Here is a 12,146-nt window from a genome sequence, read left to right on the forward strand (position 1 = left end):
GGCGGTCCTCAGCCGCCCAGCACCCGGTAGCAGGGCTTGTAGGTGCCGTTGATCTTCATGCGGCGCTGTTCGACGAAGGCGTTCAGCAGCGCGTCGAGCGCCCGCATGATGTCGCGGTCGCCGTCGATGACGAAGGGGCCGTGGCGCTCGATTTCGCGCATGCCCTCTTCCTTGACGTTGCCGGCGACGATGCCGGAAAACGCGCGCCGCAGGTCGGCGGCCAGCAGGTGCGCCGGCTGGTCGCGATGCAGGTTGAGCCCCGCCATCGCCGCATGCGTCGGAGCGAACGGGCGCTGGAACTCCAGCGGCAGGTGCAGCGACCAGTTGAAGAAGAACGCGTCCTGCTCCTTCAGCCGGTGTTCGCGCACCCGCTTGATGCCCTGGCGCATGGCCTGCGCCACCTCGGCCGGGTCGTCGACGATGATGCGGTAGCGCGGCGTCGCCGCCTCGCCAAGGGTCAGGCGCAGGAACTGGTCGATCTGCTCGAAATAGGCCGCCGATTCACGCGGCCCAGTCAGGATCAGCGGGAACGGCAGCTCGGCGTTGTCGGGATGCAGCAGCAGGCCGAGCAGGTACAGGATCTCCTCGGCGGTGCCGACGCCACCGGGGAACACGATGATGCCGTGGCCCAGGCGCACGAAGGCTTCGAGCCGCTTCTCGATGTCCGGCATGATCACCAGGTGGTTCACGATCGGGTTCGGCGACTCCGCGGCGATGATGCCCGGCTCGGTGATGCCGATGTAGCGGGGCTTCCAGTGCCGCTGCTTGGCGTGGGCGATGGTGGCGCCCTTCATCGGCCCCTTCATCGCGCCCGGCCCGCAGCCGGTGCAGATGTCCAGACCGCGCAGGCCCAGCTCGTAGCCGACCTTCTTGGTGTACAGGTACTCTTCGCGGTTGATCGAGTGGCCGCCCCAGCAGACCACCAGGCTCGGGTCCTGGTAGGACTTCATGACGCGGGCGTTGCGCAGAATCTCGAACACGGCGCTGGTCATGCCGGCCGAGGTGTCGAGATCGAACTTGGCGCTGCCGTGGACCTCGTTGGCGTTGTAGGCGATGTCGCGCACGACCGCGAACAGGTTCTCGGCGATGCCGCGGATGATCTCACCGTCGACGAAGGCCGTTGCCGGCGCGTTGCGCAGCTCGATCTTGATGCCGCGGTCCTGCTGCTGCACCTCGATGTCGAAATCGGGATAGCGCTGGGCGGCGGCGCGCGGGTCATCCGACTCGCTGCCGGTGGTGAGCACGGCCAGCGCGCAGCGGCGCAGCAGGTCGCGCTGGCCGCCGGTGGAAGCGTCCCGCAGGCGGGCGACTTCGTCGCGGGAAAGGACATCCAGGCCACCGCGCGGGGAGATGCGGGCATTGGCCGTGGCGGGAAGGCTCAACGGGTCGTTCATGGGTCGATTGCTGCTCTGTCGTCGTAGTGAACGGCTGACTTTACCACCGGCCGGAGCACCGGGAAGCCGGCAAAAAAAACGGCCGGCGGTTTCCCGCCGGCCGTCCATACGCCACGAGGGCGTCAGATCAGAACTGGTACTTGAAGCTCAGCATGACCGACCAGCGCGACACCGCGGTGTTGCCCTTGTCGTTGTTGTTCTCCTGCACGCCCAGGCCAGCGGCCGGACCCGTCCAGGTGTAGAAGTACTTGCCGGCCGAACCCGCCGGGCAGCGCGCGGTCACCACGTCGGTGCAGATGCCGCCGTAGTTGGCGAGCTGCTGGGTCGCGTTGAAGCCGTAGTCTTCGATGACGCCCCAGTCCTCGTTGATCATGTTGCCGATGTTCATGATGTCGAGGGCCAGGATCGACTTGTGGCCTTCCATGAAGCCCGGGAGCTCCTGGGAAATGCGCACGTCGAAGCTGTTGACGAAATCGGTGCGGAAGGCGTTCGCCGGGGCGATCTTGCCCTGGTAGGCCTTCAGCTCCGGGTTCGCGTCGAGCCAGGCGAAGAACGCCGCTTCCTGCGCGGGGGTGGCGAAGACGACGTCGCCCGGGCCGTTCGGCACGTAGAACAGGTCGTTGAAGCCGCCGTTGTCGCCGTTGGCGTCGTTGCGGAAGATGTAGCTGAAGGGACGGCCGGAACGGCCTTCGTAGAACATCGAGATGCGGGTCTCGTTGTCGCCGAAGAAGTTGTGCTTCCAGCTGACGCTGCCGGTGATGCGGTCCTTGATGGCGTAGCGCGAGTTGTAGGCGACGTCATCGTTGATGCTGCCGATCAGCGTGCCGCCCCAGTTCGACGAATTGGTCGAGCTGGTCATCGGGCTGACATCGGTGGCTTCGGTGTAGGTGTAGGCCAGGTTCCAGGACCAGGCGTCGCCCATCGGCTTGTCGAGGCTGATCGTGAACTGGCTGCTCTGGCCCTTGTCGGTGTTGCTGATCAGGAACACGTCGCCGACGCCGAACGGACGGAACGCGCGGTTGAAGGCACCGTTCTGGCCGTTGGTCATGCCGAAGTTGCCGGCATTGGTCGGGTTCAGGCCGGCGGCATTCCAGAACAGCTCGCGACCATCCGGACCGATCGCCGTCACGCCCTGGCCAGCGGCGTTGTACGGGTCGAGGCGCTGGATGAAGATGCCGTCCTTGACGTTGGTCTTGAGCAGCTCGGCCGACAGCACGATGCCGTACCACGGCAGCTCGTGGTCAAACGCGATGTTCGCCTTCCAGACCGACGGCAGCGCGAAGTCCGGCGCGATGATGTCGACGTTCTGGCGCGGGCAGCTGGCCAAGGTCGGCACCGGGTTGCAGGCCGGGTTGGTGCCGGTGCTCGGGATGTACGGCGGCAGGGTCGGATCGAAGGTGCCGCCGTTGAACTCTTCGTACTGCACGTAGTTCAGGCCGGTGTTCTGGTAGGCGCCCGCCAGCCAGACGTTCGGCGAACCGCCCTGGAACAGGCCGACACCGCCGCGGACCTGGGTCGGACGCTCGCTGTCGAAGGTGTAGTTGAAGCCGGCGCGCGGCGCCAGGATGTCGACGTCGACGGTGTTGGAGTTGTCGTAGCCGTAGATGTTCGAGATGTAGGCGTTGTACAGGCGCTGATCGTCGAAGTCCGGCTTGTCGTAGCGCAGGCCGAACATCAGGTTCAGGTTGTAGTTGACCGCCCAGCTGTCCTGCACGAACAGGCCGGTGTTCTTCTGCTCATAGGCCGCCGGGATGTCGGCGTAGCTGCCGCCGGCGCGCGGGGCGCGGACGGTGTAGCTGGCCGGGTTGCCGGCCTGGAAGTCGGCGAGCGTGTTGAACACGTAGACGCCGTTCAGGTCACGACCGTAGAAGTTGATGATGTCGTTCTTTTCCCAGTCGAAACCGAACTTGAACGTGTGGTCGCCCACGAACAGGTTGCCGGCGCCGAACAGGCTGGTCTGCTTGGTGTCGATGATGTTGACGTGGCTGTTCTGCTCGGTGCCGAGGAAGATCGAGCTGTTGCCGCCGAAGCCGCGGATCTCGATCTGGGGCAGGTTCGAGTTGGTCTCGCGGATCGCGGAGTAGTCGCGCTTGGAAACCTTGAACTCGGTCGAGAAGTTCTCGGTCCAGTCGCTGAAGACCTCGGCGACGGTGCTCTCGAATTCCTTGGCGTAGTTGTACCAGAAGGTGCTCAGCGAGATGGAGTTGTTGTCCACCTGCGGGAAGCGCAGCACGCCCTGCTCGAGGAAGCTGTAGCGCAGCGCCGCGCGGTGGTTGTCGCTGATGTTCCAGTCCAGCTTGACCGCGTATTCCTCGATCTCGGTGTCGGCGTTCAATCCATCCAGGCTGCCGGCATCGAAGCCGAAACCGGTCGCCGCGGCGCGCACGTCCGCGATATCGGTGTCGTCAATGTTGCCGTTGCCGTACGGCGTGCCGCCGAAGCCGGTGGCCGGCGCGGAACGCACGTAGTTCTCGTAGTTCACGAAGAAGAAGAGGCGATCCTTGAGGATCGGGCCGCCGAAGGTGGCGCCGTAGGTATCCTCGGATTCGAAGCCACCGAACGTCACGCCGCGCAGGTCCTCGCGCACCCAGTCACCGTCACGCAGGGTGTAGTAGGCCGAGCCGTGGAACTCGTTGGTACCGGACTTGGTCACGGCGTTGACCACCGCACCGGTGCCGCCGGAGATCGTCGTGTCGTAGTTCGCCACGTCGATGTTGATCGCTTCGATGGCGTCGATCGACACCGGCTGGCGCTCGGTCGGCAGGTTGTTCGACTCCAGGCCGAACGGGTCGGAGGTGCCGACACCGTCGATCTTGATCAGGTTGTAGCGGGTGTTCTGGCCGCCGGCGGAGATGGCGCCGTCGGCCTTGCTGACCTGCGAGATGCGCGGGTCGGTACGGATGTAGTCCTGGATGTTGCGGTTGGCCGACGGCAGCGAGTCGATCATGTCGCGGCTGACGTTGGTGCCGGTGCCCATCTTGTCGGCGCTGAAGACTTCCGACAGGGTCGACGTGCCGGTGACTTCGACGGTTTCCAGGGTAGTGGTCGCCGGGGCCTGGCCCAGGGTCGCGTCAACCGAGGTGGTCTCGGCCAGCTGCAGGTAGACGCCTTCGCGGACCTCGGTCACGCCGTCCTTGACGATCGTGATCGTGTACGGACCGCCGACGCGCAGGCCGCGCGCGCTGTAGCGGCCGTCGGCGCTGGTGGTCGCGGTGCTGACGGTGCCGGACGGCGTGTGCAGGATGGTCACCTGCGCGCCGGCCACCGGCTGGGAGTCGGCCGAGACGATGCGGCCGCCGACGACGGCGGTCGTGTTCTGGGCGAACGCCGGCGCGGCAGCGAGCGCGATGGCGAGGCCGAGGGAGAGCTGAGACAGCCGAACCCGGTTGCGATTGGTCATGGTATGAACCCTGATTTTTAGTGGCTAGAAAATGGCGATGCGGCATCCCGCCGCGGTGCCTGACGGGCCAGGCACGGCTGATCCTTGAAATCGCTTGCCTGGTTGGGTGTCCCCTGGGTCCCCGGGCAATAACAAGAGTTTAACACGGTACCCCGGTCACATGTCATTCAGGTGACAAGACCGGGCCCGCCGTCACAGGGCCGGGGCGGCCCTCAGGTAGGCCGCCACGCCGTCCAGCAGCATCTGGACCGAAATGGCCACCAGAAGCATGCCCATCAGCCGCTCGACCGCCACCAGGACCCGCATGCCCAGGATCTTGTAGAGGTAGGTGGCGCTGAACAGCAGGGCCGCCGTACCCAGCCAGGCCAGGGTCAGGGCCAGGCTCCAGTCGGCCATGCGGTCCGGCTCCTGGGCCGCCAGCAGCATCACGGCCGCCATGCCCGAGGGGCCGGCCACCAGGGGTATGGCCATCGGAACGATGAATGGCTCGCCGTCCGGGACCTCGCCGAACATGCCCTCGGCGCTGGGGAAGATCATCTTCAGGCCGATCAGGAACAGCACGATGCCGCCAGCGATCGACACCGACTCCTGGCGCAGGTGCATGGCCTCGAGCACGTACTTGCCGCCCCAGAGGAAGGCGAACAGGACGACCAGGGCGATCATCAGCTCGCGGGCCAGCACAACCCGGCGCCGGTGTGCCGGCAGCGGCTTGAGCAGGCCCAGGAACACCGGGATGTTGCCCAAGGGGTCCAGGATCAGGAACAGCAGCAGGGCGGCGGAAAGCGTGGTCACGGCGAAAGCCTCGGGGCCCAGACCTGGCCCCGGTGGACCAGGCCGGCGGGCGAAAGCAGGTGGACGCAGGCCGGCGCGTAGGCGGCGGGCGCCGGCACCCGCAGCTGGGCTTCGTCGGCATAGGCGCGGGCCCGCAGGTCAGTGCGCATCGGGCCCGGCTCCAGGCCGGACACCCGCACCGGCGTGCTGTCGGTTTCGGCGCTCAACTGCCGGACCAGGGCGGCCAGGCCCTGCTTGGCAAGGCCATAGGCGCCCCAATAGGCCTTGCCGACCCGGGCCGGGTCGTCGGTGACGAAGACCACGGCGCTGTCGCCGGCCCTGCGCAGGTAGGGCAGGCAGGCCTGGGTCAGCAGCCAGGGTGCGGTGAAGTTCACATGCAGGTTGCGCACGAAGGCTTCCGGAGCGGTCGCCTCCAGCGGCGCCAGGCCGGTGAACTCGGCGGCGCAATGCAGCAGCCCGTGGATACCACCCAGCTCGCCCGCGACCTTGGCGGCCAGGTCGGCGTAGTCGGCCGGGTCGGCGCCGGCGAGGTCGATCGGATACAGGGCCGGCTCGGGTCCCAGCGCCTTCACCACGTCATAGACACGGTTGAGCTTGGGCACGCGCCGCCCGAGCAGCACCACGGTCGCACCCGCCCGCGCGCAGGCCTTGGCCGCTTCCGCGCCGAAGCCGCCGTGCGCGCCGGTGACCAGCACCGTGCGCCCGGCCAGGGCATCGCCGGCGACGTCCGGCAGGGCGGCCGCAGCGATCGTCATGCCGCCTTCTGCGCCTCGGACACCATGCGCGCCAGTTCTCCGCTGTCGAAGAGTTCGACGGTGATGTCGCAGCCGCCGATCAGCTCGCCATTGATGAAGAGCTGCGGAAAGGTCGGCCAGTCGGAGTAGCGCGGCAGGCTTGCGCGCACTTCCGGATCCTCCAGCACGTTGACGCTGTGGAAGCCGGAAGCGCCGGCGTTCTTGAGCGCCTGCACGGCGCGGCTGGAAAAGCCGCACATCGGGAACTGCGGCGTACCCTTCATGAAGAGCACGATCGGATGGCCCTCGACCTCGGCCTTGATGCGGTCCATGACGTTCATGGAAAACTCCGTTCGGTGGGCGACCCCGGGACGGGGGCGCGATAAGGGCTAGAATTATACGGCCAAGGCCCGGCCCGCCGGTGCCCAGCCCCCTCAGAACGGAGATTCCCATGGCCATCGAACTGCCCGCCCTGCCCTACGACCGCGCCGCCCTCGAGCCGCACATCTCGGCGGAAACCATCGATTTCCACTACGGCAAGCACCACCAGACCTACGTCACCAACCTCAACAACCAGATCAAGGGCACCGAATTCGAGAACCTCGAGCTCGAGGCCATCATCCGCAAGGCCCAGGGCGGCATGTTCAACAACGCCGCGCAGGTCTGGAACCATACTTTCTACTGGAACTGCCTCAAGCCCAACGGCGGCGGCGAACCGACCGGCAAGCTGGCCGACGCCATCACCAAGGCTTTCGGTTCGTTCGCGGCGTTCAAGGAGCAGTTCACCGCGACCGCGATCGGCACCTTCGGCTCCGGCTGGGCCTGGCTGGTGCAGCGTCCGGACGGTTCGCTGGCCCTGGTCAGCACCCCGAACGCCGCCACCCCGCTCACCGGCACCGACACCGCGCTGCTGACCTGCGACGTCTGGGAACACGCCTACTACATCGACTACCGCAACGCCCGCGCCAAGTACGTCGAGGCGTTCTGGAACCTGGTGAACTGGGACTTCGTGGCCGACCGACTGGCCTGATGAGCGGCCCGGGCCTCCTGCTCGACATCGACCGGCTGTCCTGCGCCTACGCAGGGCAGCCGGCGGTGCGCGAGCTGGGGCTGACGCTGCGGCCCGGCGAGCTCGGCTGCCTGCTGGGCCCCAGCGGCTGCGGCAAGACCACGCTGCTGCGGGCGATCGCCGGCTTCCACGCGCCCAGCTCCGGAACGCTCCGGCTGCGTGGCGCGGATGCGCTGGCCCTGCCACCCGAGAAGCGCGGCCTGGGTTTCGTCTTCCAGGACCTCGCGCTGTTCCCCCACCTCACCGTCGCCGACAACGTCGCCTTCGGCCTGCATCGCCTCGATTCCGGCGCCCGCCGCTCGCGCGGCCTGGAGACGCTTGCCCTGCTCGGCTTGCAGGACCTGGCAGGGCGCTACCCGCACGAACTCTCCGGCGGCCAGCAGCAACGTGTGGCGCTCGCCCGTTCGCTGGCGCCACGCCCCGACCTGCTGCTGCTCGACGAACCCTTCTCCAGCCTCGACGCCGACCTGCGCGGCCGCCTGCGCGACGAACTGCGCGCCCTGCTAAAACGTCTGGGCATCGCCGCCCTGCTGGTCACGCACGACCAGGAGGAAGCTTTCGCCTTCGCCGATACCGTCGGCGTGATGAACGCCGGTCGCCTGCTGCAGTGGGCGCCGGGTTTCGAGCTCTACCACCGCCCGGCCACGCCCTTCGTGGCGTCCTTCGTCGGCGAAGGGCGCTTCCTGGCGGCACGCGTGATCGACCGGCGCCGCGTCAGCACGGCATTGGGCGAACTCACCGTCGGCAGCGACCTGCCCTTCACTGTCGGCAGCGCCGTACGTGTGCTGCTGCGCCCCGACGACCTGATGCCCAGCGACGACGGCGGCATCGAAGCCGAAGTCAGCGCCGTCGCCTTCCGCGGCGCCGAGACGCTGCATACCCTGAAACTTCCGGACGGTACGGCGCTGACGGCGCTGTTCCCCAGCCACCAGCAGCGGGAACCGGGCGCCCGGGTGCGCGTGCGGCCGGACCTGGCCCATGTCGTGGTGTTCGCCGACGAAGACGTGGGCTGAAGGCCCGAACGCCTGCCGCATGCAGGCGCGATGGCTCAGCCGCTGCTTTCCGCGAGCCGCCCCAGCACCGGCGCCACCTGCGCACTGCGGTCCAGCATCCGGCCGGCGCGGTCCAGCGCCGCTGCCAGTTCGCCACGGCTGTCGGCCCGGAAGGTGGCATGCCCGACCTTGCGGCCTTCACGCGGCGATTTTCCGTAGTCGTGCCAGTGGCCGCAGGCCTCGGCCAGCACCGGCGCCGCCGCGGGCAGCGTGCCGATCCAGTTGAGCATGCAGCTGTGGCCGACGGCGCGCGTGTCGCCCAGCGGCAGCCCGAGCACCGCCCGCAGGTGGTTCTGGAACTGCGAGGTTTCCGCGCCCTCGATCGTCCAGTGGCCGGAGTTGTGCACGCGCGGCGCCATCTCGTTGGCCAGAAGCACGCCGTCCTTGAGGAACAGCTCGAGCGCGAACACGCCGACGTAGTCCAGCGCCTCGGCGATCTTGCGCGCGGCGCCCAGCGCCTGCGCCTGCAGGGCCGGATCCACACGTGCCGGCGCCAGGCTGGCGGAAAGGATGCCGGACTCGTGCCAGTTCTCGGTCAGCGGCCAGGCGCGCAGTTCGCCATCGCGTCCGCGCACGGCCACCACCGACAGCTCGCGCTGGAAGGCGACGAAACCTTCGAGGATCAGGCCGACGGTGCCCGCCTGCGCACCCAGCGCGTCCCAGGCGGCATCGGCGTCGGCAGGCGATTTCAGGCGGAACTGGCCCTTCCCGTCGTAACCGAGGCGGCGGGTCTTGAGGATGCAGGGCGTGCCGATCTTCGCCAGCGCGGCGTCGAGGCCGGCGCGCGAATCGATCGCGGCGAACTCCGGCACCGGGATGCCGAGCTCGCGGAACAGGGATTTTTCCGCCAGCCGGTCCTGCGCCACCGCCAGCGCGCGCGGGCTCGGGAACACCGGCACGCGGTCGGCCAGCCACTGCGCGCTTTCGGCCGGCACGTTCTCGAAATCGAAGGTGGCCACGTCCACGCGCGAGGCGAATTCCGCCAGCCCGGCCTGGTCGCGGTAGTCGGCCTGCAGCAGCGGCGCGAACTGCGCGGCGCAGGCGTCCGGCGTCGAGTCGAGCACCAGGAAGCGCAGGCCCAGGGGCGCGCCGGAAAGCGCGAGCATGCGGGCCAGCTGCCCGCCACCGAGGATGCCGACCGTGGTCACGGCTGCCGCGGGTCCGGCTTGTCCAGCACGTCGCTGGTCTGCTTCGCGCGGAAGTTTTCCAGCGCACCGCGCACCGCCGCATGCTCCGGTGCCAGCAACGCCGCGGCGAACAGGCCGGCGTTGGCGGCGCCGGCCGCGCCGATCGCGAAGGTCGCGACCGGGATGCCGGCCGGCATCTGCACGATCGACAGCAGCGAGTCGAGGCCGTTGAGCGCCTTGCTCTGCACCGGCACGCCCAGTACCGGCACCGGCGTCATCGCCGCGATCATGCCCGGCAGATGGGCGGCGCCACCGGCGCCGGCGATGATCGCACGCAGTCCGCGCGAAGCCGCCGACTTCGCGTACTCCACCAGCAGGTCGGGCGTGCGGTGCGCCGAAACGACGCGCACTTCGTGCGGCACGCCCATCTGTTCAAGCCGGGCGACGGCGTGCTGCATCGTCTCCCAGTCCGATCGGGAACCCATGACGACCCCGACCAGCGGGGCAACGACGGCTTGGTTCATGGCGGGTGGCTTCGGCAAAAGGCTATTCTAGACCCCAAGCCCCCAGTCCGGACACCGCTCCCGCCCATGGACCGCAAGCTCCTCGACATCCTCTGCTGCCCGACCAGCAAACAGCCGCTGGCCCTGCTCAACGGGCCCGACCTGGCCGCCATCAACCAGGCGGTCGCGGCCGGCAAGCTGGCGCGGGCCGACGGCAGCGCGCAGGCCGAACCGCTGTCCGAAGGCCTGATCACGCGCGACCGCCGCACCGTGTACCGGATCGAGGACGGCATCCCGGTCCTTCTGGCCGACGAAGCCCTGGCCACCACCCAGATCCCCGACTTCCCGCGCTGATGGCGACCCTGCTGCCGCCACCGGCCGATATCGTTGCCGATGACGTCGCGCGCGCGCTCGCCGAAGACCTGGGCCCGGGCGACGCCACCGCCGAGCTGCTGCCCGACGGTCCGCAATCGGCCTACGTGGTCGCCAAGGAAGCCGGGGTGATCGCCGGCCGGCCGTGGTTCGACGCCTGCTTCCGCGCACTCGATCCCGCCGTGCTCATCCAGTGGCGCGTGCGCGAAGGCGAGCCGGTCGCGGCCGGCACCGTGCTGGTCACGCTGCAGGGCCGCGCCCGCGCCCTGGTCAGCGCCGAACGGCCGGCGCTGAACTTCCTGCAGACCCTGTCGGCGACCGCGAGCCGCACGGCGGAACACGTCGCCGCGGTGGCCGGCACCCGCACGCGTATCCTCGACACCCGCAAGACCCTGCCCGGCCTGCGCCAGGCGCAAAAATACGCCGTGCGCGCCGGCGGCGGCGACAACCACCGCATGGGCCTGTACGACGCGGTGATGCTCAAGGAGAACCACATCCACGCCGCCGGCTCGATCGCCGCGGCGGCGGCGGCGGCGCGCGCGAGGCACCCGGCGCTTCCGCTGATCATCGAAGTGGAAACCCTCGACGAACTCGACCAGGCGCTGGCCACCGGCTGCGACCGCATCCTGGTGGACGAATTCAGCGCCGACGATCTGCGCGAAGCGGTGCGCCGCGCCGCCGGCCGCATTCCGCTGGAAGTGTCGGGCGGCGTCAGCCTGGAGCGCCTGCCGGTGATCGCCGCCACGGGCGTGGACTGCGTGTCCATCGGTGCGCTGACCAAACACGTGCAGGCGCTGGACCTGTCGCTGCGCCTGGGGCATCCGCCCGGCGAGTCCTGATCCGTCCGCGGCAAAGCGGGGCGCCGGTGCACCCCGGGGCCGGGATCAGCCGCGACTGAGGTAGAGCGCGACCATCACCAGGATCGCCGCCGCGGTCAGCATGATCGGCACCCACTTGCTCATCGTCGGTGCCGCCGCGGGCGCGGCCTCGTTCGCCGGCGTCGCCAGGCGGTTGGTCTGCTGCGCCATGTCCATGCCCGGCGCCACGACGATGAAGCGCACCGCGTCCAGGCGCAGTTCGTCGCCGGGGTTCAGGAATCCCTGCTGCACGCGGCGGCCATTGATGTAGGTGCCGTTGGAAGACCCCAGGTCCTCGACCGACAGGCCGTCCTGGTTCGGCTTGACCAGGGCGTGGCGGCGCGAAATCTCCTCCGCCTGCACCGAGATGTCGCATTCCGGCGCGCGCCCGATCGCCACCGGGCCGGTCACCGGGAACACCTTGCCGAACACCGCACCGGACACGCCGCGCAGCAGGAACTTGGGCACCGCCATGCGCACGCGCGTGGCGCCGCTGTCTTCGTCCGAACCGGGGGTCACGCCCGGTGCCGGCGCGCTGCGCGCGGCCTCCACCACGGTGAACTTCGCCAGGATCGGCCCGATGCCGATCTGGTCGCCGGCGCGCAGCGCCATGATGTCGGCGACCGGCTTGCCGTTCACCGACACGGGGCCGCCGCCGTCGGGAACCTGCAGATTCGCGCCAGTGCTGGTGACATGGATTTCGCAATGCCGCGGCAGGATCTCGGGGTCGTCGAGCACGACCGCGCCCTCGACCGAGGAACCGATCCGGTTCACGCCCGCGTTGAGCAGGACCTGCGCATGCTCGCCATTGGGAAACACCAGTTTCATCTTCGCTCTCCTGCGAAT

At 68.7% G+C, this 12,146-nt stretch carries 12 protein-coding genes; 4 read left to right on the forward strand and 8 right to left on the reverse strand.

The genetic code is table 11. The features are described 5' to 3' along the window. Positions 1 to 8 precede the first annotated feature (8 nt). The 5 genes from ppnN to grxD all read right to left on the reverse strand — a co-directional run bounded on the left by ppnN (position 9) and on the right by grxD (position 6,661). Positions 9 to 1,394, reverse strand: coding sequence for a nucleotide 5'-monophosphate nucleosidase PpnN (gene ppnN / locus E1B00_RS09615; protein WP_139448162.1), 1,386 nt, complete (start codon positions 1,392 to 1,394; stop codon positions 9 to 11). A gap of 127 nt (positions 1,395 to 1,521) precedes the next feature. Then, complete coding sequence (locus E1B00_RS09620; protein WP_139448164.1) at positions 1,522 to 4,794, reverse strand: TonB-dependent receptor; 3,273 nt, start codon at positions 4,792 to 4,794, stop codon at positions 1,522 to 1,524. Positions 4,795 to 4,986: 192 nt separating this feature from the next. Further along, positions 4,987 to 5,586, reverse strand: a complete 600-nt coding sequence (locus tag E1B00_RS09625; RefSeq protein ID WP_139448166.1) for a YhgN family NAAT transporter — start codon at positions 5,584 to 5,586, stop codon at positions 4,987 to 4,989. Continuing rightward, positions 5,583 to 6,341: an SDR family NAD(P)-dependent oxidoreductase gene (locus E1B00_RS09630; protein ID WP_139448168.1), complete on the reverse strand. Its 759-nt coding sequence runs from the start codon at positions 6,339 to 6,341 to the stop codon at positions 5,583 to 5,585. Before E1B00_RS09630 ends, E1B00_RS09625 begins: the two co-directional genes overlap by 4 nt. Next, entirely contained in the window at positions 6,338 to 6,661 is a 324-nt protein-coding gene (grxD, locus tag E1B00_RS09635; RefSeq protein ID WP_139448170.1) for a Grx4 family monothiol glutaredoxin, read from the reverse strand. The genes E1B00_RS09630 and grxD overlap by 4 nt, the downstream gene beginning before the upstream one ends. A gap of 110 nt (positions 6,662 to 6,771) precedes the next feature. Between grxD and E1B00_RS09640 the strand changes: the two genes are divergently transcribed. Both E1B00_RS09640 and E1B00_RS09645 read left to right on the forward strand, forming a co-directional pair. Then, positions 6,772 to 7,350 carry a superoxide dismutase gene (locus tag E1B00_RS09640; RefSeq protein ID WP_139448172.1) on the forward strand — a complete coding sequence of 193 codons (579 nt, stop codon included), beginning with the start codon at positions 6,772 to 6,774 and terminating at the stop codon, positions 7,348 to 7,350. Next, positions 7,350 to 8,402 carry an ABC transporter ATP-binding protein gene (locus E1B00_RS09645; RefSeq protein ID WP_139448174.1) on the forward strand — a complete coding sequence of 351 codons (1,053 nt, stop codon included), beginning with the start codon at positions 7,350 to 7,352 and terminating at the stop codon, positions 8,400 to 8,402. The genes E1B00_RS09640 and E1B00_RS09645 overlap by 1 nt, the downstream gene beginning before the upstream one ends. A 35-nt stretch (positions 8,403 to 8,437) precedes the next feature. Here the strand turns inward: E1B00_RS09645 and E1B00_RS09650 are convergent, their stop codons facing one another. Continuing rightward, on the reverse strand, positions 8,438 to 9,589 hold the full coding sequence (locus E1B00_RS09650) for a 5-(carboxyamino)imidazole ribonucleotide synthase (RefSeq protein WP_139448176.1): 1,152 nt from the start codon (positions 9,587 to 9,589) through the stop codon (positions 8,438 to 8,440). Then, on the reverse strand, positions 9,586 to 10,092 hold the full coding sequence (gene purE / locus E1B00_RS09655; protein WP_139448178.1) for a 5-(carboxyamino)imidazole ribonucleotide mutase: 507 nt from the start codon (positions 10,090 to 10,092) through the stop codon (positions 9,586 to 9,588). The genes E1B00_RS09650 and purE overlap by 4 nt, the downstream gene beginning before the upstream one ends. Before the next feature lie 66 nt (positions 10,093 to 10,158). Here purE and E1B00_RS09660 point away from each other — a divergent pair, with 66 nt between their 5' ends. Next, the gene (locus tag E1B00_RS09660; RefSeq protein ID WP_139448180.1) at positions 10,159 to 10,425 is read left to right on the forward strand and encodes a Trm112 family protein; all 267 of its coding nucleotides are present in this window, start codon (positions 10,159 to 10,161) and stop codon (positions 10,423 to 10,425) included. Continuing rightward, positions 10,425 to 11,282 carry a carboxylating nicotinate-nucleotide diphosphorylase gene (nadC, locus tag E1B00_RS09665; RefSeq protein WP_139448182.1) on the forward strand — a complete coding sequence of 286 codons (858 nt, stop codon included), beginning with the start codon at positions 10,425 to 10,427 and terminating at the stop codon, positions 11,280 to 11,282. The genes E1B00_RS09660 and nadC overlap by 1 nt, the downstream gene beginning before the upstream one ends. Before the next feature lie 45 nt (positions 11,283 to 11,327). Here the strand turns inward: nadC and E1B00_RS09670 are convergent, their stop codons facing one another. Further along, complete coding sequence (locus E1B00_RS09670; protein ID WP_139448184.1) at positions 11,328 to 12,128, reverse strand: FHA domain-containing protein; 801 nt, start codon at positions 12,126 to 12,128, stop codon at positions 11,328 to 11,330. Between the last annotated feature and the right edge of the window lie 18 nt (positions 12,129 to 12,146).

The organism is Arenimonas terrae (assembly GCF_006265115.1).
In the GTDB taxonomy this organism is placed as follows: Bacteria; Pseudomonadota; Gammaproteobacteria; order Xanthomonadales; family Xanthomonadaceae; genus Arenimonas; species Arenimonas terrae.

Coding starts and splice junctions, on each gene's coding strand:
- ppnN (WP_139448162.1), bottom strand. CDS start 1,394: ATGAACGACCCGTTGAGCCTTCCCGCCACGGCCAATGCCCGCATCTCC.
- E1B00_RS09620 (WP_139448164.1), bottom strand. CDS start 4,794: ATGACCAATCGCAACCGGGTTCGGCTGTCTCAGCTCTCCCTCGGCCTC.
- E1B00_RS09630 (WP_139448168.1), bottom strand. CDS start 6,341: ATGACGATCGCTGCGGCCGCCCTGCCGGACGTCGCCGGCGATGCCCTG.
- grxD (WP_139448170.1), bottom strand. CDS start 6,661: ATGAACGTCATGGACCGCATCAAGGCCGAGGTCGAGGGCCATCCGATC.
- E1B00_RS09640 (WP_139448172.1), top strand. CDS start 6,772: ATGGCCATCGAACTGCCCGCCCTGCCCTACGACCGCGCCGCCCTCGAG.
- E1B00_RS09645 (WP_139448174.1), top strand. CDS start 7,350: ATGAGCGGCCCGGGCCTCCTGCTCGACATCGACCGGCTGTCCTGCGCC.
- purE (WP_139448178.1), bottom strand. CDS start 10,092: ATGAACCAAGCCGTCGTTGCCCCGCTGGTCGGGGTCGTCATGGGTTCC.
- E1B00_RS09660 (WP_139448180.1), top strand. CDS start 10,159: ATGGACCGCAAGCTCCTCGACATCCTCTGCTGCCCGACCAGCAAACAG.
- nadC (WP_139448182.1), top strand. CDS start 10,425: ATGGCGACCCTGCTGCCGCCACCGGCCGATATCGTTGCCGATGACGTC.
- E1B00_RS09670 (WP_139448184.1), bottom strand. CDS start 12,128: ATGAAACTGGTGTTTCCCAATGGCGAGCATGCGCAGGTCCTGCTCAAC.